We start from the raw sequence: 25,043 nt of genomic DNA, 5'->3' as shown, positions 1-25,043 counted from the left end.
CACCAGCGGCCACGGCCTGCGATGCCCCTCGTCACCGCTCTGCTCGCAGGCCTGGTCTTCGGCCTCGGCCTCATCGTCTCCGGCATGGCCGATCCGACCAGGGGGCTGGGCTTCCTGGACCTCGCAGGGTTCGTGCTGGCCATACTGGCTGGCATGGGCATCTTCGAGTGGCTGGAGCGGCGTGCCCGCGCCCGAAAGGGCATGGCGCAGCCGCCACCACGGCGCCGCCCATGCGCGTCCCTGCACAGGAACTGCAATCCCTCCTCTGCTCGTGCCGCGCATCGATCCCTTGTTGTGGCAGGCCGCGCAGCGCGAGGCGCGCGATAGCGCCCCCGGCGACGAGGGGGCATGCGCGCCGCCGTGCGCGGCCCCTCCACCTGGCCCGCAGGCGAAGGGGCCAAGCGCCTGCTGCAGGATCTGCGCTGCGGCTGAAACCTGCCGCGCCGTTGAGCGGCTGGCCGCTGGGCGTGACGGCCCGTCAGGCCGCAGCGCGCCGGGGCAAGACCCAGCCGGGCCGCGCGAAGTGGCAGGTGTAGCCGCCGGGATGCCGCTCCAGGTAGTCCTGGTGTTCCGGCTCGGCCTGCCAGAAGTCGCCCACGGGTGCCACTTCCGTCACCACCTTGCCCGGCCACAGGCCCGAGGCTTGCACGTCCTGGATGGTGTCCAACGCCTCGCGCCGCTGGGCATCGGAGGCGAAGAAGATCGCCGAGCGGTAGGACATGCCGCGGTCGTTGCCCTGGCGGTTCGGCGTGGTCGGGTCGTGGATCTGGAAGAAGAACTCGAGCAGGCGCCGATAGCGCAGCACCGCCGGATCGAACACGATCTCGATGGCCTCGGCATGGCTGCCGTGGTTGCGGTAGGTGGCGTTGGGCACATCGCCGCCCGTGTAGCCCACCCGTGTCGAGACGACGCCCGGCATCCTGCGGATCAGATCCTGCATGCCCCAGAAGCAGCCGCCCGCCAGCACTGCGCGTTCGGTCGCCATCTCAAAGCTCCTCGACCTGGTTCAGGTACTCGCCGTAGCCCTCGGCCTGCATGGCGTCGCGGTGCACGAAGCGCAGCGAGGCCGAATTGATGCAGTAGCGCAGGCCGCCGCGGTCGGCCGGCCCGTCGGGGAAGACGTGGCCGAGGTGGCTGTCCCCATGCGCCGACCGGACCTCGGTGCGCACCATGCCATGGCTGGTGTCGCGCAACTCGTTCACGTACGCGGGCACGATGGGCTTGGTGAAGCTGGGCCAACCGCAGCCCGACTCGAACTTGTCGGACGATGCGAACAGCGGTTCGCCCGAGACGATGTCCACATAGATGCCTGGCGCGTGGTTATCCAGGTACTCGCCGGTGCCGGGACGTTCGGTGCCGCTTTGCTGGGTCACGCGAAACTGCTCGGGCGTGAGTCGGGCAATGGCTTCAGGAGACTTGGTGTAAGGCATCTTCGGTTCCAGTTCGTTGTCTGCAGGTCTCCCAGGTGGGCCCGACGGGGGCGTTTTCAATCGCGTTGTGCAACGCGCCTGTGCCACCGCGGGCATACAGCCAGCTTGGTGGCAAGATCGCGTGCTGCAATCCGGTATTGAGGAGTCGTTTTCTTGCGTCCGTTGAACGAATTGCTGGAATCCACGGCCCCTGCCATTTCACTTGTCCGCCAGCGGGCTGGTGAAGCAGAGCTTCCAGTGGACGTTTTCACCCCATCGGCAAGCAGTCGCGTGGCTGCTACTTTCATTCGGCCTGTCGGCCCGCATCCATCCAGTGCGGCCGAACCTCAAGCGCATGTGGCGCGCCTTGGTTGCCAATGAAACGCATGCGATTCGATCTGCTGCGCTGCTCGACCAGTGGCGTGGAGGCCGTGGAGGCCGACACGACGCTCACGTTCCACCGTCATACGCACGAGCAGTACGGCATTGGCTTGATCACGCGCGGCGCACAGAGATCAGCGAGCGGCCGGGGTGTGGTGGAAGCGGTCGCGGGAGAGATCATCACGGTCAATCCTGGCGAAGTGCATGACGGTGCACCCATCGGTGATGGCGGGCGGGCCTGGCGGATGCTCTACCTGGAACCTGCGCTCGTTGCCAAGCTGACCACCGAGCTTTCTGAAGGATGGGCCGCATCTTCCATCGAGTTCACGCAGCCCAGAATCACGGACAAACATCTGGCGAGCCTCTTCAGGAAGCTTTTCCAGGTCATCACGGCACCCGTCACAGCCCACGGTGGATTGGAGGCGGACGAGACGCTGTTGCTCTTGCTGGGCGGCTTGATGCAAGCCAGGCGTGACGATGCAGGGTCCATCCCGCCCGGGATCGCGTCGGCACGTGCCCTGATGGATGGGAATCCAGTGGCGGCGCTGACGCTGTCCGCGCTGGCGCACGAAGCCGGGCTCAGCCGCTACCAGTTCCTGCGAACCTTCGCCAGGGCGACTGGCCTGACGCCCCATGCTTACCTCATGCAGCGGCGCATCCACCACGCGCGCCATCTGATCGATGGTGGGGCGCGGCTTGCCGAAGCGGCCGCGGATAGTGGCTTTTCCGACCAGAGCCACATGACGCGGCTCTTCGTGCGCAGTTTCGGCATGGCGCCGGGGACGTACGCCAAGGCGGTTGGCTGAGCCTGCAATTTCATTCAAGACGTGTGGGCCGACGGCGGGGAGGATCAGGGCCGAATCCCTCCCCCTTTGCCGAAGGCACGATCTTGCTGTTCTCCTACGCCACATGCATTCGCCGCGACTTTCCTGAGCTTTGCACGCGGGTGCTTCGCCTGGAAGGCCTCACATCCACCGCCCCGGCGGCAAGGCACATTGCCCACTTCGTCGCGGTCGCCAGGGAGCGCATCGCACTTGCACCTGAGAGTGAGCTGCCGGAAATCCAGGCTTGGCGGCGCGCTTTCGCGAAGATGGGATTGAAGCCAACCCAGTACCGCTGCGCCGCTGAAGCGCTTGTGCGCCGGCTTCGCAAGGAAGGCGACCTGCCGTCGGTCCATCCCTTGGTCGACCTGTGCAATGCCGTGTCAGCGGCGCATGCCATCCCCATCGCTGCAATCGACCTCGCCAGGGTCGATGGCAAGCTGCAGGTGCGGCCTGCGCTTGGCACGGAGACCTACGTGACATTTGCGGGAGACATTGAGCATCCGGACCCGGGGGAAATCATCTTCGCCGACGACAACTGCCGCGCACACGCACGGCGTTGGGCGAACCGGCAAAGCGGCCATTCGGCAGTCCGGGAGACGACGACAGACGCGCTCATCGTCGCGGAGGCCATGCACGGCACGGCGGATGCAGATGTCGATCGATTGGTCGCGCAGTTGCAGGTTGCAATCCCGGCGCTCTGGCCTGCAGCGTCCCTCACAGAGGTGCCGGTGCGATGAACGTCGAATTCCTGCTCACGTCCCTGGTCATCATCGCGTCGCCTGGAACCGGCGCTCTCGTGACACTGGCCGCTGGTCTCGCGCGCGGTGCACGGGCGTCGGTCGTCGCCGCCGTGGGTTGCACGCTAGGGACCCTGCCCCACATGCTCGCAGCGATCACCGGTCTGGCTGCGCTCCTGCATGCCAGTCCCATGGCCTTCGAAGCGATCAAGTATGTCGGCGTTGCCTATCTGCTCTACATGGCATGGATGACGCTTCGGGCAGATGGGCCTTTGCAGATCGCGCCCGACGGTCTCGCCGATTCAGATGGGAAAGTCATCCAGCAGGCGGTCCTCGCAAACCTGCTCAATCCCAAGCTGTCGATCTTCTTCTTTGCCTTCCTGCCGCAGTTCATCGGCCCCGGCGAAGCGCGGCCCACACGCACCATGCTGGAGCTGTCGCTCGCCTTCATGGCAATGACGTTCGCCGTCTTCGCTGCCTATGGGGTCATCGCTGCCAGTTTCCGCGACCGTGTTCTTTCGCGTCCGGGTGTCCTCCACTGGATGCGGCGGGCTTTCGCGGTGACTTTCGTCGCACTGGCGGCCAGGCTGGCCTTGGTGCGCCTGTAGCGTCAGCGCTTTCTGCGGCGTGGCCAAGGGCCGACACCCACTTCATGCCACGCTGCCGAAGTCGCTCACCAAGCCCTTGCGAGCACTGCCCTACGCCATGAAGCAGCCGGCGCCAAGGGGCTTTGGGGCTTCTCGAACCGCCACCCTCAAGGCGCCTGGTGCAGCACCAGCGGCAACACGGCCGGCGCCCCCGCCTCGCGCAGCAGCGCGGCGGCCACGGTCACGGTCCAGCCGCTGCGGTAGCGGTCCGCGACCAGCAGCAGCGGCCCGCGCGGCACCTCCACCCCGGCCTGCAGCACCACCGCCCGATGCAGCGCCGCCACCTTGGCGCCCGAGGCGAGGTCGGCATCGGGCAGCGGCCCCGCCAGCTGCAGCGCATCCACCACCGGCAAGCGCCCCTTGCGCGCCACATGCTCGGCCACGGACTGCAGCAGCATCGGGTGCGTGCCCGAGGGCATGGGCACCACGGCCATGGGACGTGCGCCCCAGCGGGCCCGCCAACGGCCGAGCACGGCCACCACACCGTCGAGCACCGCCTGCGGCGCTGGCGCATCGGGCGCGGAGAACAGCGGCAGCAGCACATCGGCCCAGCCCGCGTCGTCGGCGAAGGCCAGCGCGCGGCCCTCGCTGCAGGCCGCGATGCGGCCCTTGCGCGCGCCGCCCGTGGGCCAGAGCTTGCGCGGCTCGATGACCACGTCCTGCCCGCGCGCGTACACCCGCGCCGCCTCCACGCGCGCCGGGCCGGGCTGCGCTCCGGGCGCAGGCAGGCGGCCGGTGCACACGCTGCAGCGGCCGCAGTCGCTGGGCGCGGGGTCGTCCAGCGCCTCCTGCAGGAAGCGCATCAGGCAGCCCTGGCCCGCGGCGAAGGCGCGCATCAGGCCTGCCTCGCGTTCGCGCACCGCACCCAGCGCCTGCCAGCGCGCGGCGTCGAAGGTCCAGGGCTTGCCGCTCAAGGCCCAGGCCGAGCCTTCGCGCTGCACCACCTCCTCCACCGCCAGGATCTTGAGCAGGCCTTCCAGCCGGCCGCGCCGGATGCCGGTGCTGTTCTCCAGCGCCACCAGGCCCTGCGCGCCGGTGGCCAGCGCGCCGAGGATCTGGCCCACGCGCCGCTCGTCGGGCACGCCGGCCGTCGCGAAGTAGGCCCAGATGCGCGCATCGGTCTCGGCCGGCAACAGCACGGCCAGGGCGTCGTCGAGCGCGCGGCCGGCGCGGCCGACCTGCTGGTAGTAGGCCACGGGCGACGAGGGCGAGCCGACGTGGATGCAGAAGGCCAGATCGGGCTTGTCGTAGCCCATGCCCAGCGCGGAGGTGGCGACCACGGCCTTGAGCGCATTGCGGCGCAGGTCGTCCTCGATGCGCTGGCGCGCGTCCGGCTCCAGGCCTCCGTGGTAGGCCGCCACGTCGAAGCCGCAGGACCGCAGGAAGCCGGCGATGCGTTCGGTGTCGGCCACGGTCAGCGCGTAGACGATGCCCGAGCCGGCGAAGCTGTCCAGCGCGTCCGCCACCCAGGCCAGCCGCTCCAGCGGCCCCAGCCCGGGCACCACGGCCAGGCGCAGCGATGAGCGCGCGAGCGAGCCGCGGAACGTGCGCGTGTCCGGCCCAAGCTGGCGCGCGATGTCCTCGGTCACGCGGTGGTTGGCCGTGGCGGTCGTGGCCAGCACGGGCGTGCCGGCCGCGATGCCCAGCAGCGTCCTGGACAGGCGCTGGTAGTCGGGGCGGAAGTCGAAGCCCCAGTCGGAGATGCAGTGCGCTTCGTCGATGACGACCAGCCCGCTGGTGGCCAGCAGCTGGGGCAGGCGCCGGGCGAAGCCGGCGTTGCCCAGGCGCTCGGGCGACACCAGCAGCACATCCAGCCGGTCGGCCGCGATGTCCTCGAAGACGGTGTCCCAGTCGTCGAGGTTGGTCGAATTGATGGTGGCTGCGCGCAGGCCTGCACGGGCCGCCGCATCGACCTGGTCGCGCATCAGCGCGAGCAGCGGCGAGACGATCAGCGTGGGGCCGCCTCCGGTGGCACGCAGGGCCGAGGTCGCGGCCCAGTACACGGCGGATTTGCCCCATCCCGTGGCCTGCACGACGAGCACGCGGTCGCGCTGTTCGACCAGCGCGGCGACGGCGGCCAGCTGGTCCTCCCGCGGGCGGGCCGCCGGGCCCGCCATGGCGGCAAGGACCTGGCGCAGATGGGCGTCGGCAAGGGCCGGCATGGTGTGCCGTGCTGCAAGAGCCCTGTCAGGCCGACGCCGGGCGGCTTACTTGCCGAACAGGCGCAGCAGGTGCTGCCAGGCTCGCAGCAGGAAGCCCGCGCGCTCGACATCGGTCTGCGCGACCAGTGGCGCCTCGGCCACGGGCTTGCCGCCCGCCGTGGCCACCACCTTGCCGATCACCGCGCCCTTGGCCACGGGGGCCTCCAGCTCGGCATTGATCTGGGCCGCCGTCTCCAGCTTCTGGCCCTTGGGCACGGTGATGGTCCAGGGCGCGCCCAGCACGGCGGGCACCGTGTCGGCCTTGCCGAAGCTGACCTTGGCCAGCGCCACCTGCGCATCCGGCTGGATGGGCGTGGCCTTCTCGAAGCGGCCGAAGCCCCAGCTCAGCAGCGCACGCGTCTGGTCGGCGCGCGCCTGCATGCTGTTGGCATTGAGGATCACGGTGATCAGGCGCATGCCGTTGCGCTTGGACGAGGTGACGAGGCAGTAGCCTGCTTCCTGGGTGTGGCCGGTCTTCAGGCCATCCACCGTGGGATCGGTGTAGAGCAAGGCATTGCGGTTGCCCTGCTTGATCTTGTTGTAGGTGAACTCGCGCTCGGCGTAGATCGGATAGAAGTCGGCGCTGTCGTGGATGATGGCGCGCGCCAGGATCGCGAGGTCGCGCGCAGAGGCCTTGTGTGCGGGATCCGGCAGGCCCGTGGCATTGACGAAGTTCGTCTGCGCCATGCCCAGGCGCTTGGCCTCGGTGTTCATGAGCTTGGCGAAGTTCTCCTCGGTTCCGGCGATGTGCTCGGCGATCGCCTTGGACGCGTCGTTGCCCGACTGCACGATGATGCCGCGCAGGATGTCGATCACCGTGGCCTGGCTGTTGAGCGGCAGGTACATGCAGGACTCGGTGCCCGAGCCCCGGCACCAGGCGTTCTCGCTGACCGAGACGAGATCGTCCTGCTTGAGCTTGCCGTTGCGGATGGACTGCTCGACCAGGAAGCTGGTCATCATCTTGGTCAGCGAGGCCGGTGGCAGCGCCTCATCGGGGTTCTCGGACGCCAGCACCTGGCCGGAGTCGTAGTCCATCACCAGCCAGGCCTTGGCCGCCAGCACCGGCGGGCCGCCGGGTTCGGTGGATGGTGTGACGGAAGGCGCTGTCGCCCCCTTCTTCTGCGCTGCAGCCTTGCTGGACGCCGCCTTGGAGGCATGCTGCGCGGCGAAGGACGCGGTGGATGGGACGAAGCCGCCGGCGGCGATCGCGAGGACGGCGGAGAGGAGCAGGGAACGGTTGGCTTGCACGGTGCGCAGGGACAGGAAAACGGATGGTGGTTGGGGGGCAGACTCGGCCTGCAGGCAGGAGTTCACTCCCACTCGATGGTCGCGGGGGGCTTGCTGCTCACGTCGTAGGTCACGCGGTTGATGCCGCGCACCTCGTTGATGATGCGGCTGGACACCTTCTTGAGCAGCGCATAGGGCAGCTCGGCCCAGTCGGCCGTCATGAAGTCGCTGGTCTGCACGGCACGCAGCGCGACCACGTAGTCGTAGGTGCGGCCGTCGCCCATCACGCCCACGCTCTTGACCGGCAGGAACACGGTGAAGGCCTGGCTGGTCAGGTCGTACCAGGTCTTGCCGGTGGCGTCGTCGCGGAATTTGCGCAGCTCCTCGATGAAGATCGCGTCGGCGCGGCGCAGCAGGTCGGCATATTCCTTTTTCACTTCGCCCAGGATGCGCACGCCCAGGCCCGGGCCCGGGAAGGGGTGGCGGTAGACCATCTCGGGCGGCAGGCCGAGTGCCACGCCGAGTTCGCGCACCTCGTCCTTGAACAGGTCGCGCAGCGGCTCCAGCAGCTTGAGGCCCAGCTGCTCGGGCAGGCCGCCCACGTTGTGGTGGCTCTTGATCGTGACGGCCTTCTTGCTCTTGGCGCCGCCGGACTCGATCACGTCGGGGTAGATCGTGCCCTGGGCCAGCCACTTGGCGCCCTTGGCACCAGCGCTGGTCAGCTTGGCTGCTTCCTGCTTGAACACCGTGACGAACTCGCCGCCGATGATCTTGCGCTTGGCCTCGGGGTCGCTGACGCCGGCCAGCTTGCCCAGGAACAGGTCGCTGGCATCGACGCGGATCACCTTGGCGTGCAGCTGGCCGACGAACATGTCCATGACCATGTCGCCCTCGTTCAGGCGCAGCAGGCCGTGGTCCACGAACACGCAGGTCAGCTGGTCGCCGATGGCGCGGTGGATCAAGGCCGCAGCGACGCTGGAATCGACGCCACCGGACAGGCCCAGGATCACCTCCTCGTCGCCGACCTGCGCGCGGATCTGCTCCACGGCTTCGGCGATGTGGTCCTTCATGACCCAGTCGGCATTCGCCGCGCAGATGCCCCGCACGAAGCGTTCCAGGATCGCGTGGCCCTGCTTGGTGTGCGTGACCTCGGGGTGGAATTGCACGGCGTAGAAGCGGCGCGCCTCGTCGGCCATGCCGGCGATGGGGCAGCTGTCGGTGCTGGCCATGAGCTTGAAGCCGGGCGGCAGCTCGGTGACCTTGTCGCCATGGCTCATCCAGACGTCCAGCATGCCATGGCCCTCGGGCGTGGCGAAGTCCTCGATGCCGTCGAACAGCCGGGTGTGGCCACGCGCGCGCACCGAGGCGAAACCGAACTCGCGCTTGTGGCCGCCCTCGACCTTGCCGCCCAACTGGTGCGCCATGGTCTGCATGCCATAGCAGATGCCCAACACCGGCACACCGAGCTCGAACACGGCCTGCGGCGCCTTGTCGGTGGTGTCCTCGTAGACGCTGGCATGGCTGCCCGACAGGATCACGCCCTTCAAGTGGCCGTCGGCCGCGTAGGCACGGACCCATTCATCCGTCACGTCACAGGGATGGACCTCGCTGAGCACGTGGGCCTCGCGCACGCGCCGGGCGATCAGCTGCGTGACCTGGGAGCCGAAGTCGAGGATGAGGATCTTGTCGTGGTTCATGGCTTGCGAAAGTGAAACGGGCAGCGTGTGCTGCCCGTGCCGTGGAGATGCGTGGGGATCAGGCCTGCGGCGGAATGCGCAGCACCTGGCCGGGGTAGATCTTGTCCGGGTGCGAGAGCATGGGCTTGTTGGCCTCGAAGATCTTCGGGTACGCGTTGGCGTTGCCGTAGAACTTCTTGGCGATGGCCGACAGCGTGTCGCCGCGCACCACGGTGTGGTACTGGCTCAGGTCGGCCGGCTCGGTCGAGACGATCTCGTCGTTGACGCCGACCACGCCTTCCACGTTGCCGCAGCACAGGACGATCTTTTCCTTGATCTCCTGCGTGGCCACGGTACCGGACACGGTCACGACCTGGGTCGCACCGTCGAAAGCGATCGTCAGGGCATCGGCCGGCAGGTTCTGCGTACGGATGTAGTCGCCGATGGCCTTGGAGGCCACTGCGTTCGCCGCGGCCAGCTTCTCCTGGCTGCTGGGCTCGGCGGCGGCCGCGGCCACCTCGGGCTTCTTGCCGAACAGCTTCTCGCCGGCTTCCTTGATGAAAGACATCAGACCCATGGATCGCTCCTTGTATACGGTTGGGGGACGCGGGTCATTCTGCCCGATAGTTCGGCGCTTCCTTGGTGATCTGCACGTCGTGCACATGGCTCTCGCGGATGCCGGCCGTGGTGATCTCCACAAATTCGGCCTGGCTGCGCATCTCTTCGATGGTGGCGCAGCCGCAGTAGCCCATGCTGGCACGCACGCCGCCGGCCATCTGGTAGACGATGGAGATCATCGAACCCTTGTAGGGCACGCGGCCTTCGATGCCTTCGGGCACGAGCTTGTCGGCGTTGGGATTGCCGGTGGTCGCTTCCTGGAAGTAGCGGTCGGCGCTGCCTTGCTGCATCGCGCCGATGCTGCCCATGCCGCGGTAGCTCTTGTAGCTGCGGCCCTGGAACAGGATCACCTCGCCGGGCGCCTCTTCGGTGCCGGCGAACATGCCGCCCATCATCACCGTGTGGGCGCCGGCTGCGATGGCCTTGGCGATGTCACCGCTGTAGCGGATGCCGCCGTCGGCGATCAGCGGGACTCCGGAGCCTTGCAGTGCTGTGGCCACGCTGTCCACCGCCATGATCTGCGGCACGCCGACACCCGCCACGATGCGCGTGGTGCAGATCGAGCCCGGGCCGATACCGACCTTGACCGCGTCGGCACCGGCTTCCACCAGCGCCAGCGCGGCCGCCCCGGTGGCGATGTTGCCGCCAACCACGTCGACCTGCGGGTAGTTCTGCTTGACCCAGCGCACGCGCTCGATCACGCCCTTGCTGTGGCCGTGGGCCGTGTCGACCACAATGGCGTCGACACCGGCCTTGACCAGGGCCTCGACACGCTCCTCGGTGCCCTCGCCCACGCCGACGGCCGCGCCCACGCGCAGGCGGCCCGAGGCATCGCGCGCCGCGTTCGGGAAGCTGGTCTGCTTGGTGATGTCCTTGACGGTGATCAGGCCCTTGAGCTCGAAGGCGTCGTTGACGACCAGCAGGCGCTCGAGCTTGTGCTTGTTGAGCAGCGCCTTCGCGTCGACCAGCGTGGTGCCGTCGGGCACGGTGATCAGCCGCTCGCGCGGCGTCATGATGTCGCGCACCTTGACGTCGTAGCGGGTCTCGAAGCGCAGGTCGCGGCCGGTGACGATGCCGATGACCTTGCCGCCTTCCAGCACCGGGAAGCCGGAGATGCCCAGCTCATCGGACAGCTGCATCACCTGCAGCACCGTGTGGTCCGCGGTGATCACCACCGGATCGCGCAGCACGCCGGATTCGTAGCGCTTGACGCGCGCCACTTCGGCGGCCTGCTGCTGCGCCGTGAGGTTCTTGTGCACGATGCCCATGCCGCCCTCTTGCGCGATGGCGATCGCCAGGCGCGCCTCTGTCACGGTGTCCATGGCAGCGGACACCAGCGGCAGGTTCAACTTGATGTTGCGGGAGAAGAGCGTCGCGAGGGACGTGTCCTTGGGCAGGACTTGGGAGAACGCCGGCACCAGCAACACATCGTCGAAGGTGAGCGCTTTTCCGAGGAGGCGCATGAGAAAGCTCCAAAAAAAAGATTGTACCCGCGTGAGATTTGCGCGGAAGCCGACCGCTACACTGCCCCGATGCGCACTGCGGTTGCTCTGTTGCTTGCCCTTGGTACGGCCCTGTCCATGCCGGCTGCGGCCCAATGGATGTGGCGCGACGCCAATGGCAAGCCTGTGTTCAGCGACCGGCCGCCGCCGGCCGACATTCCCGACAGGAACATCGTGCAGCGGCCCAGCGGCACGCTGCGCGCTGTGGCTCCCGCTCCGGCGCCGGCCTCGGCACCGGCCGCCGCTCTGCCCGCCCCCCCCGGCGGCCAGGACAAGGAACTCGAGCAGCGCCGCCAGCAGGCCGAGGCCGCCGAAGCCGCCAGGCAGAAGGCCGCGCAGGAGGTGCAGGCCAAGGCGCGCGCCGAAAATTGCGCGCGCGCGCGGCAGAACAAGGCCAGCCTGGATTCGGGCATCCGGATCACGCGCACCAACGCCCAGGGCGAGCGCGAATTCCTCGACGATGCCCAGCGTGCTGCCGAGACGCGCCGCACGCAGGACATCATCGCGCGCGACTGCGCGCCGGGCGCCCAGCTTCAGTAACCGGCCTTGGCGCCTGGCCGGCGCTTGGCGAACAGACCCGTCGCGCGTGCACCCTGCTGCGCGAAACGCGCGCGCCGCGCGACCTTGGGATCCACGAGCAGCGGCCGGTAGCACTCGACACGGTCACCCTCGCGCAGGCGCTGCGACGCAGCAGCCTTGCGCCCCCAGATGCCGGTAGGCATATCGGCCAGCACCAGGCCTGCGAAGGCCTGCTGCGCCTGGGCGGCCCGCAAGGCGTCGGCCAGGCAGGCACCGGACGGCAACTGCACACGGGTCTCGAGCACCTGCCGCGGCCCGGCGGCCGCCACCACCTCGACGGTGATGGAGTGCGTCATCCGCCGTAGACCTGCTCGGCGCGCTTGACGAAGGCGTCGACCAGGCTGCCGGCGATGCGGTCGAACACCGGTCCGACGACAGCGCCCAACGCCATGCTGGAAAAGCCGTAGCGCAGCTCCAGGCCAACGCGGCAGGCGTCGTGCGTGCCGTCGCCCACGGGCTGGAAACTCCAGTCGCCCTCGAGCCTGGAGAACGGCCCCTTGACCAGCCGCATGCCGATCTGCCGGCCTGGCACATGGGTGTTGCGCGTGGTGAAGCTCTGGTGGATGCCGGCAAACGCGATGCCGACCTCGGCCGTCATGCCGTCTGCGTGCCGCTCGAGCACGGCGGCGCGGTCGCACCAGGGCAGGAACTGGGGGTACTGGTCGACCTGGGCCACCAGATCGAACATCTGCTCAGCGCTGTACCAGATCAGGACGGACTTCTGGACGGTTTTCATAGAATCACGGGTTCCGCCGGATTCTAGACAGGCTTGCTTCGCAGGCGTTTGTCCCCACCTGCACAGGCCATGGCCAAGAAACCCCAAGCAAGCTCCTCCCGCATCGCCGACAACAAGAAGGCCGCCTTCAACTACTTCTTCGAGGAGAAGTACGAGGCCGGCATGGTGCTGGAAGGCTGGGAAGTGAAGGCCTTGCGCGAAGGCAAGGTGCAGCTGACCGACGGTTATGTGATCGTGCGCGACGGCGAGATGTTCATCGTCGGCTGCCAGATCAACCCGCTGCGCTCGGCCTCCACGCACGTGAACCCCGACGCCGTGCGCACCAAGAAGCTGCTGCTGCACAAGGAGCAGATCAAGCGCCTCACGGGCAAGGTCGAGCAAAAGGGCTACACGCTGGTGCCGCTGAACCTGCACTGGAAGGACGGCCGCGTGAAGTGCGAGATCGCGCTGGCCAAGGGCAAGGCCGAGCACGACAAGCGCGACACCATCAAGGACCGTGAAGGCAAGCGCGAGGTCGAGCGCGCGATGAAGTCGCGCAACCGCTGAGGCCGCGCCTCACAGCGTCCCGAGCACCGAGGCCGTGAACACCAGCGGCGGCTCAGCTTGGCCCTGGCTCTGGCCGCGAGCCCATGCCAGCAAGGCTTCAGCCGGCATGGGTCGTGCGAAGTGGTAGCCCTGCAGTTCGTCGCAGTCCATGTGCAGCAGGATCTCGCTCTGGGCAGCGGTTTCCACGCCTTCGGCGACCACGCGCAGGCCCAGCGCATGCGCGAGCCGGATCACGGCATCGACCACGGCGCGCGCATCCTTGCTCTGTTCCAGGTCCCGCACGAAACTGCGGTCGATCTTGAGTTGGTGCGCCGGCAGCTGGCGCAGGTAGCTCAGGCTGCAGTAGCCGACGCCGAAGTCGTCGATCGCCAGGAACACGCCGATGCGCGCCAGGTCGTCGAAGACGCGCTGGGTCTCCTGCACGTCCTACATCGCCACCGACTCGGTGATCTCGCACAGCAACTGCGAGGCCGCGAGTGCGTGTGCCTGCAGGGCCCGGCCGATGCGCTGAACCAGATCGGGTTCGCGCAGTTGGTGGACCGAGACATTGATGGACACACGCATGTGCAGGCCTTCGCGGGCCCAGGCCGCCATCTGCCGGCAGGCCTCTTCAATGACCCAGGCCCCCAACTGGTTGATGAGGCCGAAACGCTCGGCCAGCGGGATGAACCGGTCCGGCGCCACCATGCCGTGCACCGGATGCTGCCAGCGCAGCAACGCCTCCACGCCGTGGATTTGCCCGCGCCGACCGTCGATCTTGGGTTGGTAGTGCAGCACCAACTGGCCGCGGGCCGCGGCTTGGCGCAGGTCGCTCAGCAGGCTCATCTGCTCGCCGGTGTTCAGGTCCATGTGCGCCTCGAACAGGGCGCAGCCGTTGCCGCCGTTGCGCTTGGCCGCGTACATGGCCGCATCGGCATTGGCCACCAGCTTGTCGCGCAGGCCATGGTCTGGGTAGACCGCCACGCCGACCGATCCGGCCACCCGCACGGTGCGCCCGCCCACCTCGAACGGCGCGTCCAACACGCGCACCGCGCGCGCCGCTAGCGCCATGCAATCGGCCACGCTGCCGGCATCCTCCACCAGCAACAGGAATTCGTCGCCGCCCATGCGCGCCACGGTGTCGCTGCTGCGGGCAAGTCGCCGCAACCGGTCCGCGGCCTCCTTGAGCACGGTGTCACCGGCAGCGTGGCCGAACATGTCGTTGACCGGCTTGAAGCCGTCCAGGTCGATGAACAGCACGCCGATCTTCTCGGGCTTGCGCGTGCCGCCGCGCTCGGCCGCGCGGTCGTGCCGCTGCAGGGCGTGCAACAGCCGGTCCTCGAACAGCAGGCGGTTCGGCAAACCCGTCAGCGCATCGCTGAACACGCGCCGGTGCAGTGCGTCGTTGGCCGATTCCGCCGTTCGCAGCCGTTCATGGGCAACTCCCAGGGACGCGGTGTTGCGCTGGACCCGGCTGTCCAGCGCGGCCAGTGCCAGCGTCGCGGCCAGCAGCAGCGCGCAGACGAGGCCCACCGTCACCGCCAGGCCGGACCCACCCAGCGCGTCCATGCTCAGGCAGACCGTGCCCTCGGGAAAGGCCGCGGCCTGCATGCCGGCGTAGTGCATGCCCGAAATCGCCAGGCCCATGACGGCGGCTGCACCGAACTGGTAGGGCCGACGCCGCAGGTCGTCGAAGCTGCGCAGCCAGAAGAACAGCCACAGTGCGACGCCCGAGGCCACCACCGCGATGATGGCCGAGGCGATCACCCAGGCCGCATCCCAGACGATGGCAGGCGACATGTCCAGCGCCGCCATGCCGACATAGTGCATGGCGCAGATGCCCGTGCCCATGACCAGGGCGCCGGCCACCAGCCGTGTCGCGTCCAGACGTCCCAGGCTGGCCACGCCCAGCGCCACGGCCGAGGTCAGCACCGCCGCAAACAGCGATGCCAGGGTCAGGCCGTAGCTGTAGCCGAGCCGGGTGGGCAAGGAGAAGGCGAGCATGCCGATGAAGTGCATGGACCAGATGCCGACACCCATCACCAGCGAGCCCCCCGATCCCCACAGCAATGCTGCCGCCCGCTCCGGCCGGTGCACCCGCACGGCCAGGTCGAGTGCGACATAGGACGCCAGCGCAGCGATCACCACCGAGGCCAGGACGCCCCAGGGGTCGTGCGAAGTCGGGAGATAGAGCATCGGAACACCTCCAGCCTCGCGCTCCCACGCGAACTGCGCAGTGCGGCTTCTATTTGTTACTGGAATCGTACCATTCAGGCGAAACTTTTGTGCGATTTTCCGAGCATCAGACGTTGCCGAGCACCGAGTCGGAAAACGCCAGCGGAGCGTTGCCGGCACCGCGGTGGTTGTCGCCATCCTGCGCCCAGGACTGCAACGCCAGTGCCGACATCGGCCGGGCGAAGTGGTAGCCCTGCAGCTCGTCGCAGCCCATCTGCAGCAGGATGTCATGCTGCGCTGCGGTCTCCACGCCCTCGGCCACCACGCGCAGGCCCAGGGCGTGCGACAGGCGGATCACCGCATCGACCACAGCGCGTGCGTCGTTGCTGCTTTCCAGGTCCTGCACGAAGCTGCGGTCGATCTTCAACTGCCGGGCCGGCAACTGGCGCAGGTAGCTCAGGCTGGAGTAGCCAGTGCCGAAGTCGTCGATCGACAGGTACACGCCGATGCGCGCGAGGTTGTCGAAGGTGCGCTGCGTGGCCTTGATGTCCTCCATGGCCACCGATTCGGTGATCTCGCACAGCAGCTGCGAGGCCGGCACGAAGTTGCGCTGCAGCGCCTGCTCGATGCGCTGCACCAGGTCGCTCTCGCGCAGCTGGTGCACCGACAGGTTCACCGACACGCGCATGCGCAGGCCCTGGTCGGCCCAGGCATGCATCTGCCGGCAGGCCTCCTCGATGACCCAGCCGCCGAGCTGGTTGATGAGCCCGAAGCGCTCGGCCAGCGGGATGAACTCCTCCGGCTCCACCAGGCCGCGCTCGGGATGCTGCCAGCGCAGCAGCGCCTCCACCCCGTGCACCTGGCCTCGCTTGCCATCGATCTTGGGCTGGTAATGCAGGGCCAGTTGGCCACGCGCCAGGGCCTGGCGCAGGTCGCTGAGCAGGCTCAGCTGTTCGCCGGCGCTGCGGTCCATGTGCGCCTCGAACAGCGCGCAACTGTTGCCGCCGTTGCGTTTGGCGACGTACATGGCGGCGTCCGCATTGGCGACCAGCTTGTTGCGCTCGCCCTGGTCCGGATAGACCACCACGCCGATGGAGCAGCCGATCTGCACGCTGCGCCCTGCCACATCGAAGGGCTGGCTCAGGGCCTGCGCCACGCGGCCGCCCAGTGTCATGCAGTCGGCCACGCTGCCGGCGTCTTCCACCAGCAGCAGGAATTCGTCGCCGCCCACGCGTGCCACCGTGTCGCTGCTGCGCGCCAGTTGCTGCAGCCGGCCGGCCGCGGCCTTGAGCACCGCGTCGCCGGCGGCGTGGCCGAAGATGTCGTTGACCGGCTTGAAGCCGTCCAGGTCGATGAACAGCACGCCGATGCGCTCGGCCTTGCGCTGGCTGATGCGCTCGTCGGCGCGTTCGTGCCGCGACAGGGCGTGGGCCAGCCGGTCCTCGAACAGCAACCGGTTCGGCAGACCGGTCAGCGGGTCGCTGAAGGCGCGCCGGTGCAGTTCGTCGTTGGCCGACTGCAACTCGGCGTTGGCCGCCTGCAGCGAGGACGACAGCCTGGCCGTGCGGCGCTGCATGCGGTAGTCCCACGAGGAAACCGCCAGCGTCAGCAGCAACAGCAGCACGCAGGCCACACCCACCGCGATGGCCAGCCCGCGGCCGCCGAGGGCGTTCACGCTCAGGCAGACGGCGTCCTGCGGGAACGAGGCGGCCGCCATGCCGGCGTAATGCATGCCGGCGATTGCCAGGCCCATCACGGCCGCGGCCACGATCTGGTAGATCCAGCCCTGCAGGCCCTGGAAACCGCGCAGCCAGAAGAACAGCCACAGCGCCACCGCAGAGGCGCCGACGGCGATCACCGCCGAGGCCGCCACCCAGCCCATGTTCCAGACGATACCGGGCGCCATGTCCAGCGCCGCCATGCCCATGTAGTGCATGGCACAGATGCCCAGGCCCATGACACCGGCGCCGACCAGCACGCGCATCAGGCCCAGCCGCCCCAGGCTGGCAATGGCCAGGGCAACGCCCGAGGTGAACACCGCCGCGGCGAAGGAGGCTGCCGTCAGCCCGGGCGTGTAGCCCACCTGGATCGGCAGCGAGAACGCCAGCATGCCCACGAAGTGCATGGACCAGATGCCGGTGCCCATCACCAGCGATCCACCCAACCACCACAGCAGCGCCGCCAGCCGATCGGGCTGGCGCACGCGCCGCGCCAGATCCAGCGTCACATAGGACGCCGCGCTGGCGATCAGCACGGAGGCCAGAACGCCCCAGACGTCGTACGAGGTGGGAAGAAAGCTCATCGAACCGTGCAGCCCCTTGTGGTCCGCAAGCGCGTGTGGCGAAGGCTTCATTATTGCCAATACCGTCCGATTGATCTGCGCATTTATCACCAATTTAAGGACAGATCGTGGGGCCCGGCCCGCCCATAATCGCCGCCCATGTCTTCGCCTACTTGGCCGGCCCATGCCGGCGCCATCACCGACGTGGCCGGCATCGAAGTCGGCCATTTCACCGATTCCCGCCGGCCGACCGGCTGCAGCGTGGTGCTGGCGCGCGGCGGCGCCGTGGCCGGTGTGGACGTGCGCGGCGCCGCGCCCGGCACGCGCGAGACCGACCTGCTGGCACCGTCCAACCTGGTCGAACGCGTGCATGCGGTGATGCTGGCCGGCGGCAGCGCGTTCGGCCTGGCCACGGCCGACGGCGCCATGCGCTGGCTCGAAGAGCAAGGCGTGGGACTGGACGTGCGTTTCGCCACCGTGCCGCTGGTGCCGGCTGCCGTGCTGTTCGACCTGCCCCTGGGCGACGCCCGCATCCGCCCCGACGCCGCCGCCGGCTATGCCGCCTGCGCCGCTGCCAGCCGCGCGGCGCCGACGCAGGGCAACGTGGGCGCCGGCGCCGGTGCCATGGTGGGCAAGGTGTTCGGCGCGGCGCGCGCCATGAAGGGTGGCATCGGTACGGCCAGCGTCAGCGTGGACGGCGTGACCGTCGGCGCGCTGGTGGCCGCCAACCCGCTCGGCGACGTGGTCGACCCGGCCACGGGCCGCGTGGTCGCCGGTGCGCGCACGGTCGATGGCCGGGCGCTGCTGGACACACGCCGCGCACTGCTGGCCGGCGAGGCGCCCCGCCCCATCCTGGCGGGCACCAACACCACGCTGGCAGTGATCGCCACCGATGCGGCCATCACCAAGCCGCAGGCGCACCGCCTGGCCCAGGCCGGCCACGACGGGCTGGCCCGGACCATCAACCCGGTGCACACCATGTCGGATGGCGACACGGTGTTCGCGCTGGCCACGGGCCTCGCGCCGTCGCCTTCGCCCGGCATGATGGTGCTGGCGACGATGGCGGCAGAGGCCGTGGCGCGGGCCGTGCTGCAGGCCGTGTGGGCGGCCGAGGCGGTGCGCGTGGGCGACCTGCAGTTGCCAGCGGCACGCGACTTCGCCCGCCCATGACATCCCTGCCACGCACGCTGCGGCTCGCACTGCTGGGCCTGCGCGACCTGCTGGTCTCTGCCGGCCCGCTGGTGCTGCTGCCCATCGCCATCCTGGCCGCGGCCTACTGGTACCTGCAGCCGCAGCCGCCGACCAGCCTGCGGCTGGCCACTGGCCCGGCCGGCAGCGCCTACGCGGCCTTCGGCCAGCGCTACGCCGATGCCTTGCGCAGCCATGGCATCACGGTGGAGCTGGTGCCAACGGACGGTTCGCTCGACAACCTCGCACTGCTGCGCCGCGGCGAGGCCGAGGCGGCCTTTGTGCGCGGCGGCAGCGCCGACCCGGTGGCCGACGAGGAGGCCGGCCTGCAGTCGCTGGGCGCGCTGTTCTACGAGCCGCTGTGGATCTTCTACCGGCCCGACGCGCTGCGCCCGGCCCAGCGGCGTGCGGGACCATTGCAGTCGCTGGCCGCGCTCGGGCCCTTGCGCGTGAACGTGGACAAGGCCGGCAGCGGCGTGCCCGACATCCTGGAGCGCATGCTGCGCGCCAACCGGCTCGACCCGGCCGCCATGCAGGTCTCGCACCTGGCGCAGAGCCCGGCCACCGAGGCGCTGGAAGGCGGGCTGCTCGACGTGATGGTGCTGGCCTCGGCCCCCGAGTCACCGCTGGTGCAGCGCCTGCTGCGCGCGCCCGGTGTCGCGCTGGTGGACCTGCGCCAGAGCGATGCCTACACGCGGATCTTCCCGTTCTTCTCGTCCGTGAGCCTGCCGCGGGGCATCGTCGACCTGGCCAAGGACCTGCCGGGCGACGACGTCTCCATGCTGGCGGCGACGACCTCGCTGCTGGTGCGCGAGCAGACCCATCCCGCGCTGCGCCAACTGCTGGCGCAGGCCGCGCAAGGCATCCACGGCGGTGCCGGCTGGTTCAACCGCGTGCGCGACTTCCCGAACACGCGCACCAGCGAACTGCCCGTCAGCAGCGAGGGCGACCGCGCCATCAACGGCCAGCCGCCGTTCTGGCAGCGCTACCTGCCGTTCTGGGCCAGCAACTTGGTCGAACGCATGTGGCTGGTGCTGGGTGGCCTGCTGGTGCTGCTGCTGCCGCTGTCGCGCGTGGTGCCGCCGCTCTACACCTTCCGGGTGCGCAAGCGCGTGTTCCGCTGGTACGCGCAACTGCGCGAGATCGAGGCGCGCACCGGTGATGCCGACGCATCGCCCGACCGGCTGCTGCAGCAGCTGGATCACCTCGACCGCGTGGTCGACAAGGTGGCGGTGCCGCTCTCCTACGCGGACGAGCTGTACGCGCTGCGGCACAACATCCACGCGGCGCGCAAACGCATCCTTGCGCGCCGCCTGGACACGGGCGACTGATTACTTCAGCGCCTTGAAGCGCACGCGCTTGGGCTTGGCGCCTTCTTCGCCGAGGCGTCGCTTCTTGTCGGCCTCGTACTCCTGGTAGTTGCCGTTGTAGAAGACCCATTGCGAGTCGCCTTCGGCCGCCAGGATGTGGGTGGCGATGCGGTCCAGGAACCAGCGGTCATGGCTGATGACCAGCACGGTGCCGGCGTATTCCAGCAGGGCGTCTTCCAGCGCGCGCAGGGTTTCCACGTCCAGGTCGTTCGACGGCTCGTCGAGCATCAGCACGTTGCCGCCCTGGATCAGCGTCTTGGCCAGGTGCAACCGGCCGCGTTCGCCGCCCGACAGGTTGCCGACCTTCTTCTGCTGGTCCTGGCCGTTGAAGTTGAAGCGGCCGGCGTACGCGCGGCTGGCCATCTGGAACTTGCCGACGTTGATGATGTCCAGCCCGCCCGAGATGTCTTCCCACACGGTCTTGTTGTCGGCGAGTTCGTCACGGTGCTGGTCGACGAAGGCCATTTTGACGGTCTGGCCGACGATGACCTCGCCGCTGTCGGGCTGCTCCCGGCCGGCGATCAGCTTGAACAGCGTGGACTTGCCGGCGCCGTTGGGGCCGATGATGCCGACGATGGCGCCCGGCGGGATGTTGAAGTTCAGCTTGTCGATCAACAGCCGGTCGCCGAAGCTCTTGCTGACGTCCTTGAACTCGAACACCTGCTGGCCCAGGCGGTCGGCCACGGGGATGAAGATCTCGTTGGTCTCGTTGCGCTTCTGGTAGTCGACGTCCGACAGTTCCTCGAAGCGGGCCAGACGCGCCTTGCTCTTGGCCTGGCGCGCCTTGGGGTTCTGGCGCGACCATTCCAGCTCCTTCTTCAGGGCCTTGGCGTGGGCTTCCTCGCTCTTTTGCTCTTGCGCCAGGCGTTCGCCCTTCTGCTCCAGCCAGGTGCTGTAGTTGCCCTTCCATGGGATGCCGCGGCCGCGGTCCAGTTCCAGGATCCACTCGGCCGCGTTGTCCAGGAAGTAGCGATCGTGGGTGATGGCCACCACGGTGCCGCTGAAGCGCTGCAGGAACACTTCCAGCCACTCCACCGACTCGGCGTCCAAGTGGTTGGTGGGTTCGTCGAGCAGCAGCATGTCGGGCTTGGACAGCAGCAGCTTGCACAGCGCCACGCGGCGCTTCTCGCCACCGGACAGCAGGCCGATCTTGGCGTCCCATGGCGGCAGGCGCAGTGCATCGGCGGCGATCTCGATCTGGTGCTCCGAGTCGGTGCCGGCCGCGGCGATCACGGCCTCCAGTTGGCCCTGCTCGGCCGCCAGCGCGTCGAAGTCGGCGCCCTCTTCTGCATAGGCTGCGTAGATCTCCTCCAGCCGGGCCTTGGCGGCGTTGACCTCACCCATGGCCTCGTCGATCGCTTCGCGCACCGTGTGCTCGGGGTTGAGCTTGGGTTCCTGCTCCAGGTAGCCGATCGACAGGCCGGCCATGGGGATGGCTTCGCCCTCGAATTCCTTGTCGACGCCGGCCATGATCTTGAGCAGCGAGGACTTGCCGGAGCCGTTCAGGCCCAGCACGCCGATCTTGGCGCCGGGGAAAAAGGACAGGGAGATGTCTTTCAAGATCTGCCGCTTGGGCGGCACGGTCTTGGAGACGCGGTTCATGGTGTAGACGTACTGGGCCATTCAGAAGGTCCTGGACAGAGCAAAAAAGAAGGGCCGTGGAGACCGGCCGAATGGGGGATTATCGTCTGCGTGCGACAATGCGCCGGTCGGTGGCCTTCCAGTTGGCCATCGCACCAGCACTCTGCTGGGGGGTTTCGCGCATCACTGCTGCAGCCGACGCCCTACTCTCAATCCAATACGTCTGCCTAAGACTGGTGCGATGGCTCCCCATCGCGACAGGCCGATTCCATAGCGCCCTGGAAGGGTGCCCCATTGTTGTCCATGACATTTGACGAACTGAACCTGGCTCCGGCCATCCTGCAAGCCGTGCGCGAGCAGGGTTACGACACTCCCACCGCGATCCAGGCCCAGGCCATTCCGGTCATCCTCGAAGGCCGCGACCTGCTCGGCGGCGCCCAGACCGGCACCGGCAAGACCGCCGCCTTCACGCTGCCGCTGCTGCAGCGCCTCTCGCAATCCGAAGCCCCGCGCAACAAGTTCAACGGCAAGGGCATCCGCGCCCTGGTGCTGACGCCCACGCGCGAACTCGCCGCCCAGGTCGAGGAATCCGTCCAGACCTACGGCAAGTACCTGAACCTCACCTCCACCGTGGTCTTTGGCGGCGTGGGCATGAATCCGCAGATCAACAAGGTCAAGGCCGGTGTGGACGTGCTGGTGGCCACCCCCGGCCGCCTGCTCGACCTGCTGCAGCAGGGTGTGCTGGACCTGGGCCAGGTGCAGATGCTGGTGCTCGACGAGGCTGACCGCATGCTGGACATGGGCTTCATCCACGACGTGAAGAAGGTGCTGGCCGTGGTGCCCAAGGCCAAGCAGAGCCTGCTGTTCTCGGCCACCTTCAGCGACGAGATCCGCGAGCTGGCCGCCACGCTGCTGCGCGACCCGCAATCGATCCAGGTGACCCCGCGCAACACCACGGTGCAGCGCATCACGCAGGTGATCCACCCGGTCGGCCGCGCCAAGAAGAAGGCCGCGCTGCTGCACATCATCCAGCAGCACAACTGGAGCCAGGTGCTGGTCTTCACGCGCACCAAGTTCGGCGCCAACCACGTGGCCGAGTTCCTGTCCAAGAACGGCGTGACCGCCATGGCGCTGCACGGCAACAAGAGCCAGGGTGCCCGCACCCAGGCACTGGCAGGCTTCAAGAGCGGCGACATCCGCGCGCTGGTGGCCACCGACATCGCGGCCCGCGGCATCGACATCGACGAGCTGCCGCACGTCGTGAACTACGAGATCCCCAACGTCAGCGAAGACTACGTGCACCGCATCGGCCGCACCGGCCGCGCCGGCGCCAGCGGCGAGGCCGTGAACCTGGTCTGCATGGACGAGGAAGGCTTCATGCAGGACATCGAGGACTTCACCAAGCAGCGCATCCCGGTGCAGGTGCTGGAAGGCTTCGGCCCCGAGCCCGGCGAGAAGGGCGAGCCGATCGCCATGGGCCGCCAGACCCTGTGGGGTGGTGCCGGCAAGCCGCCGAGCCGCGAAGTCATGGCCGCCGCGGCCAAGGCCGCGCGCAGCGAGATGATGCAGCGCATGCGCGACAACAAGGGCCAGAACGGTGGTGGTGGTGCTGGCCGTGGCCAAGGCGGCAACGGCGCAGGCCGCTCGGCGCAAGGCCAGCAGCAACGCGGACCGCAAGGCGGTGGCGGGCGACCGGCCGGAGGCCACAATGGCCCGCGCCACAACGGCGCCGGCGGTGGTGGTGGCTACGGCGGCAACGGTGGCGGCCACGGCCAGCCCGATCCGCTGCGCACTTCCACGCTGGGTGGCCGTGCCAAGCCGGCACCGCGCAACACCGCGGGCGGTCAGCCTGATCCGATGCGCACCAGCGTGGACAGCATGGGCGGAGGCGGCCGCAACCGCGGCTTCGGCGGCGGTGGTGGCGGTCGCGGCGGCCGCAGCGGTGGCCACGGCGGCGGCGGTTCCCGCGGCGGCTTCGGTGGTGGCGGCGGCTACGGCCGCTGAGTCGGCTCAGTCCCTGATGAACAGCGTGCGCAGGGGCTGGTCGCCGACCTGGCGACTCCAATGCCCGTGCACGCTGGCGTCGAAGGTGCTGCCGGCCGGCAGCACGTCGGCCGAGTAGAAATGCTCCCCAGGACCGAAGACGCGCGAGCTTCCGTCCTGCAGGCCGATCTCCATCTGGCCCGACAAGATCACCACCCACTGCGGCGTGACCGTCACATGGAACTGGCTGCGAAAGCCCACCGGGCTCTCGCGCAGCTGGTAGCCGCCGCTGGGCTGCAGCGCCGACAGCGCTGACTGCGGCGTGCCTTCGTCCAGTGCCACGTCCTCCTCCTTGAAGCGGGCGCGGCCATCGGTGTCGGTGAACAGAATCGTCTTGCGAAAGTGGGGCATCTGGGAAGTCCTCGGAAAACCCGGCATTGTCGCGTCTGGCCTGCCGTGCCGGCGCGGTATAAACGCCGCCCATGCCCTCCCCTTCTTCCCCCCTGCTCGCCATCGATTGGGGCACGAGTTCCCTGCGCGGCGCGCGCATCGCGGCCGACGGCCAGGTGCTGGAGCAGCGCGGCTTGGCACGCGGCATCCTGAGCGTGCCGGGCGGCGGCTTCGAGGCCGTGCTCGACGAGTGCTTCGGCGACTGGCGCGCCCAGAGCGCGCGCTGCCTGGTCTCCGGCATGGCCGGCAGCCGCCAGGGCTGGCTGGAAGCACCCTACTGCCCCTGCCCGGCCGGCTTTGCCGAACTCGCAGCACAGCTGGCCTGGGTGCCTGGCGCACGCAGCCCGGTGGCCATCGTGCCGGGCCTGTCCATGGACCAGGGCGGCCTGCCCGACGTGATGCGCGGCGAGGAGGTGCAGATCTTCGGCGCCATGCGGCTGAGCGGCCAGGCCGACGGCCTCTTCGTGCTGCCCGGCACGCACAGCAAATGGGCTCGGGCCGAGGCTGGCCGCGTGACCGGGTTTCGCAGTTTCATGACCGGCGAGGTCTATGCGCTGCTGAGCCAGCATTCCATCCTCGCGCGCACACTGAACGCCGAGGCCCCGTTCGACGAGGCGGCCTTCGTGCAGGGCGTGGCCCGCGCGCGCGATGCGGGCGGCCTGCTGCACCACGCCTTCGGCGCCCGCGCGCTCACGCTGTTCGGCCAGCTGGATGCCGACAGGATGGCCAGCTACCTCTCCGGCCTCGTGATCGGTGCCGAGCTGCACGGTGCCGCGCCCAGGTCCGATGCGTCGGTCGTGCTGATCGGTTCCGAGTTGCTCGCAGCCCGCTACGCGCTCGCGCTCGAAGTCCACGGCGTTGCGAGCCGCCGGCTCGGTGCCGAAGCCACCTGGGCCGGGCTGCATGCCCTGGCCCGCATCCTGGATTGATCCCATGCCCACCCACGATCTCCT

The 25,043-nt window shown here is 68.7% G+C and carries 22 protein-coding genes and 1 pseudogene; 10 read left to right on the top strand and 13 right to left on the bottom strand.

Annotated features, from left to right (window positions below):
- Positions 1-21 precede the first annotated feature (21 nt).
- Entirely contained in the window at positions 22-327 is a 306-nt protein-coding gene (locus ASF45_RS37065) for a DUF6691 family protein (RefSeq protein ID WP_369802109.1), read from the top strand.
- A gap of 151 nt (positions 328-478) precedes the next feature.
- Here ASF45_RS37065 and msrA read toward each other — a convergent pair whose 3' ends face one another.
- Both msrA and msrB read right to left on the bottom strand, forming a co-directional pair.
- Positions 479-985 carry a peptide-methionine (S)-S-oxide reductase MsrA gene (gene msrA / locus ASF45_RS08695; protein ID WP_056660067.1) on the bottom strand — a complete coding sequence of 169 codons (507 nt, stop codon included), beginning with the start codon at positions 983-985 and terminating at the stop codon, positions 479-481.
- Position 986: 1 nt separating this feature from the next.
- Positions 987-1,430, bottom strand: coding sequence for a peptide-methionine (R)-S-oxide reductase MsrB (gene msrB, locus ASF45_RS08690; RefSeq protein ID WP_056660064.1), 444 nt, complete (start codon positions 1,428-1,430; stop codon positions 987-989).
- A gap of 356 nt (positions 1,431-1,786) precedes the next feature.
- On the opposite strand from msrB, the gene ASF45_RS08685 reads away from it, so the two are divergent.
- The 3 genes from ASF45_RS08685 (at position 1,787) to ASF45_RS08675 (ending at position 3,959) form a co-directional block, all read left to right on the top strand.
- Positions 1,787-2,596, top strand: coding sequence for an AraC family transcriptional regulator (locus ASF45_RS08685; protein ID WP_056660061.1), 810 nt, complete (start codon positions 1,787-1,789; stop codon positions 2,594-2,596).
- 83 nt (positions 2,597-2,679) lie between these two features.
- Positions 2,680-3,351 (top strand): B3/4 domain-containing protein, encoded by a 672-nt coding sequence (locus ASF45_RS08680; RefSeq protein WP_056660058.1) that lies wholly within the window; start codon positions 2,680-2,682, stop codon positions 3,349-3,351.
- Complete coding sequence (locus ASF45_RS08675) at positions 3,348-3,959, top strand: LysE family translocator (protein ID WP_056660055.1); 612 nt, start codon at positions 3,348-3,350, stop codon at positions 3,957-3,959. The genes ASF45_RS08680 and ASF45_RS08675 overlap by 4 nt, the downstream gene beginning before the upstream one ends.
- A gap of 146 nt (positions 3,960-4,105) precedes the next feature.
- Here the strand turns inward: ASF45_RS08675 and ASF45_RS08670 are convergent, their stop codons facing one another.
- The 5 genes from ASF45_RS08670 to guaB form a co-directional block, all read right to left on the bottom strand.
- Entirely contained in the window at positions 4,106-6,160 is a 2,055-nt protein-coding gene (locus ASF45_RS08670; RefSeq protein ID WP_056660052.1) for an ATP-dependent DNA helicase RecQ, read from the bottom strand.
- A 45-nt stretch (positions 6,161-6,205) separates the two neighbouring features.
- Complete coding sequence (locus ASF45_RS08665) at positions 6,206-7,447, bottom strand: D-alanyl-D-alanine carboxypeptidase family protein (RefSeq protein ID WP_056660360.1); 1,242 nt, start codon at positions 7,445-7,447, stop codon at positions 6,206-6,208.
- Positions 7,448-7,509: 62 nt separating this feature from the next.
- Positions 7,510-9,123 (bottom strand): glutamine-hydrolyzing GMP synthase, encoded by a 1,614-nt coding sequence (guaA, locus tag ASF45_RS08660; protein WP_056660049.1) that lies wholly within the window; start codon positions 9,121-9,123, stop codon positions 7,510-7,512.
- Positions 9,124-9,181: 58 nt separating this feature from the next.
- The gene (gene lysM / locus ASF45_RS08655; RefSeq protein WP_056660046.1) at positions 9,182-9,679 is read right to left on the bottom strand and encodes a peptidoglycan-binding protein LysM; all 498 of its coding nucleotides are present in this window, start codon (positions 9,677-9,679) and stop codon (positions 9,182-9,184) included.
- Positions 9,680-9,713: 34 nt separating this feature from the next.
- Positions 9,714-11,183 carry an IMP dehydrogenase gene (gene guaB, locus ASF45_RS08650; RefSeq protein WP_056660043.1) on the bottom strand — a complete coding sequence of 490 codons (1,470 nt, stop codon included), beginning with the start codon at positions 11,181-11,183 and terminating at the stop codon, positions 9,714-9,716.
- A gap of 69 nt (positions 11,184-11,252) precedes the next feature.
- Here guaB and ASF45_RS08645 point away from each other — a divergent pair, with 69 nt between their 5' ends.
- Positions 11,253-11,762, top strand: a complete 510-nt coding sequence (locus tag ASF45_RS08645) for a DUF4124 domain-containing protein (protein ID WP_056660040.1) — start codon at positions 11,253-11,255, stop codon at positions 11,760-11,762.
- On the opposite strand, the gene ASF45_RS08640 is transcribed toward ASF45_RS08645, so the two are convergent.
- Together ASF45_RS08640 and ASF45_RS08635 are read right to left on the bottom strand one after the other, a co-directional pair.
- The gene (locus ASF45_RS08640) at positions 11,756-12,097 is read right to left on the bottom strand and encodes an RnfH family protein (RefSeq protein ID WP_056660037.1); all 342 of its coding nucleotides are present in this window, start codon (positions 12,095-12,097) and stop codon (positions 11,756-11,758) included. The genes ASF45_RS08645 and ASF45_RS08640 overlap by 7 nt on opposite strands.
- Complete coding sequence (locus ASF45_RS08635; protein ID WP_056660034.1) at positions 12,094-12,537, bottom strand: type II toxin-antitoxin system RatA family toxin; 444 nt, start codon at positions 12,535-12,537, stop codon at positions 12,094-12,096. Before ASF45_RS08635 ends, ASF45_RS08640 begins: the two co-directional genes overlap by 4 nt.
- A 69-nt stretch (positions 12,538-12,606) precedes the next feature.
- Between ASF45_RS08635 and smpB the strand changes: the two genes are divergently transcribed.
- Positions 12,607-13,083 carry an SsrA-binding protein SmpB gene (smpB, locus tag ASF45_RS08630; RefSeq protein WP_056660032.1) on the top strand — a complete coding sequence of 159 codons (477 nt, stop codon included), beginning with the start codon at positions 12,607-12,609 and terminating at the stop codon, positions 13,081-13,083.
- A gap of 9 nt (positions 13,084-13,092) precedes the next feature.
- Here the strand turns inward: smpB and ASF45_RS08625 are convergent.
- Positions 13,093-15,258: pseudogene (locus ASF45_RS08625) on the bottom strand (putative bifunctional diguanylate cyclase/phosphodiesterase).
- Between the two features lie 106 nt (positions 15,259-15,364).
- Entirely contained in the window at positions 15,365-17,539 is a 2,175-nt protein-coding gene (locus tag ASF45_RS08620) for a bifunctional diguanylate cyclase/phosphodiesterase (protein WP_056660357.1), read from the bottom strand.
- Positions 17,540-17,677: 138 nt separating this feature from the next.
- Between ASF45_RS08620 and ASF45_RS08615 the strand changes: the two genes are divergently transcribed.
- Both ASF45_RS08615 and ASF45_RS08610 read left to right on the top strand, forming a co-directional pair.
- The gene (locus tag ASF45_RS08615; protein WP_056660028.1) at positions 17,678-18,688 is read left to right on the top strand and encodes a P1 family peptidase; all 1,011 of its coding nucleotides are present in this window, start codon (positions 17,678-17,680) and stop codon (positions 18,686-18,688) included.
- Positions 18,685-20,037 (top strand): TAXI family TRAP transporter solute-binding subunit, encoded by a 1,353-nt coding sequence (locus ASF45_RS08610; protein ID WP_056660024.1) that lies wholly within the window; start codon positions 18,685-18,687, stop codon positions 20,035-20,037. Before ASF45_RS08615 ends, ASF45_RS08610 begins: the two co-directional genes overlap by 4 nt.
- On the opposite strand, the gene ettA is transcribed toward ASF45_RS08610, so the two are convergent.
- Positions 20,038-21,699 carry an energy-dependent translational throttle protein EttA gene (gene ettA, locus ASF45_RS08605; protein ID WP_056660021.1) on the bottom strand — a complete coding sequence of 554 codons (1,662 nt, stop codon included), beginning with the start codon at positions 21,697-21,699 and terminating at the stop codon, positions 20,038-20,040.
- A 261-nt stretch (positions 21,700-21,960) separates the two neighbouring features.
- Here ettA and ASF45_RS08600 point away from each other — a divergent pair, with 261 nt between their 5' ends.
- Complete coding sequence (locus tag ASF45_RS08600) at positions 21,961-23,661, top strand: DEAD/DEAH box helicase (RefSeq protein WP_056660018.1); 1,701 nt, start codon at positions 21,961-21,963, stop codon at positions 23,659-23,661.
- Between the two features lie 6 nt (positions 23,662-23,667).
- Here ASF45_RS08600 and ASF45_RS08595 read toward each other — a convergent pair whose 3' ends face one another.
- Positions 23,668-24,051 (bottom strand): hypothetical protein, encoded by a 384-nt coding sequence (locus ASF45_RS08595; RefSeq protein ID WP_056660015.1) that lies wholly within the window; start codon positions 24,049-24,051, stop codon positions 23,668-23,670.
- A 71-nt stretch (positions 24,052-24,122) separates the two neighbouring features.
- Between ASF45_RS08595 and ASF45_RS08590 the strand changes: the two genes are divergently transcribed.
- On the top strand, positions 24,123-25,019 hold the full coding sequence (locus ASF45_RS08590; RefSeq protein WP_056660012.1) for a 2-dehydro-3-deoxygalactonokinase: 897 nt from the start codon (positions 24,123-24,125) through the stop codon (positions 25,017-25,019).
- Positions 25,020-25,043 lie beyond the last annotated feature (24 nt).

The organism is Pseudorhodoferax sp. Leaf265, assembly GCF_001422365.1.
Taxonomy (GTDB): Bacteria; Pseudomonadota; Gammaproteobacteria; order Burkholderiales; family Burkholderiaceae_C; genus Pseudorhodoferax.
This window is presented reverse-complemented; position numbering and strand designations above follow the sequence as displayed.

What these genes read in the sequence shown, in the direction of transcription:
- guaB (WP_056660043.1), bottom strand. Translation starts at nt 11,183, where the DNA reads ATGCGCCTCCTCGGAAAAGCGCTCACCTTCGACGATGTGTTGCTGGTG.
- ASF45_RS08670 (WP_056660052.1), bottom strand. Translation starts at nt 6,160, where the DNA reads ATGCCGGCCCTTGCCGACGCCCATCTGCGCCAGGTCCTTGCCGCCATG.
- smpB (WP_056660032.1), top strand. Translation starts at nt 12,607, where the DNA reads ATGGCCAAGAAACCCCAAGCAAGCTCCTCCCGCATCGCCGACAACAAG.
- ASF45_RS08615 (WP_056660028.1), top strand. Translation starts at nt 17,678, where the DNA reads ATGTCTTCGCCTACTTGGCCGGCCCATGCCGGCGCCATCACCGACGTG.
- ASF45_RS08675 (WP_056660055.1), top strand. Translation starts at nt 3,348, where the DNA reads ATGAACGTCGAATTCCTGCTCACGTCCCTGGTCATCATCGCGTCGCCT.
- ASF45_RS08610 (WP_056660024.1), top strand. Translation starts at nt 18,685, where the DNA reads ATGACATCCCTGCCACGCACGCTGCGGCTCGCACTGCTGGGCCTGCGC.
- ASF45_RS08685 (WP_056660061.1), top strand. Translation starts at nt 1,787, where the DNA reads ATGAAACGCATGCGATTCGATCTGCTGCGCTGCTCGACCAGTGGCGTG.
- lysM (WP_056660046.1), bottom strand. Translation starts at nt 9,679, where the DNA reads ATGGGTCTGATGTCTTTCATCAAGGAAGCCGGCGAGAAGCTGTTCGGC.
- guaA (WP_056660049.1), bottom strand. Translation starts at nt 9,123, where the DNA reads ATGAACCACGACAAGATCCTCATCCTCGACTTCGGCTCCCAGGTCACG.
- ASF45_RS08595 (WP_056660015.1), bottom strand. Translation starts at nt 24,051, where the DNA reads ATGCCCCACTTTCGCAAGACGATTCTGTTCACCGACACCGATGGCCGC.
- ASF45_RS08620 (WP_056660357.1), bottom strand. Translation starts at nt 17,539, where the DNA reads ATGAGCTTTCTTCCCACCTCGTACGACGTCTGGGGCGTTCTGGCCTCC.
- msrA (WP_056660067.1), bottom strand. Translation starts at nt 985, where the DNA reads ATGGCGACCGAACGCGCAGTGCTGGCGGGCGGCTGCTTCTGGGGCATG.
- ASF45_RS08600 (WP_056660018.1), top strand. Translation starts at nt 21,961, where the DNA reads ATGACATTTGACGAACTGAACCTGGCTCCGGCCATCCTGCAAGCCGTG.
- msrB (WP_056660064.1), bottom strand. Translation starts at nt 1,430, where the DNA reads ATGCCTTACACCAAGTCTCCTGAAGCCATTGCCCGACTCACGCCCGAG.
- ASF45_RS08645 (WP_056660040.1), top strand. Translation starts at nt 11,253, where the DNA reads ATGCGCACTGCGGTTGCTCTGTTGCTTGCCCTTGGTACGGCCCTGTCC.
- ASF45_RS08640 (WP_056660037.1), bottom strand. Translation starts at nt 12,097, where the DNA reads ATGACGCACTCCATCACCGTCGAGGTGGTGGCGGCCGCCGGGCCGCGG.
- ASF45_RS08635 (WP_056660034.1), bottom strand. Translation starts at nt 12,537, where the DNA reads ATGAAAACCGTCCAGAAGTCCGTCCTGATCTGGTACAGCGCTGAGCAG.
- ASF45_RS37065 (WP_369802109.1), top strand. Translation starts at nt 22, where the DNA reads ATGCCCCTCGTCACCGCTCTGCTCGCAGGCCTGGTCTTCGGCCTCGGC.
- ASF45_RS08590 (WP_056660012.1), top strand. Translation starts at nt 24,123, where the DNA reads ATGCCCTCCCCTTCTTCCCCCCTGCTCGCCATCGATTGGGGCACGAGT.
- ettA (WP_056660021.1), bottom strand. Translation starts at nt 21,699, where the DNA reads ATGGCCCAGTACGTCTACACCATGAACCGCGTCTCCAAGACCGTGCCG.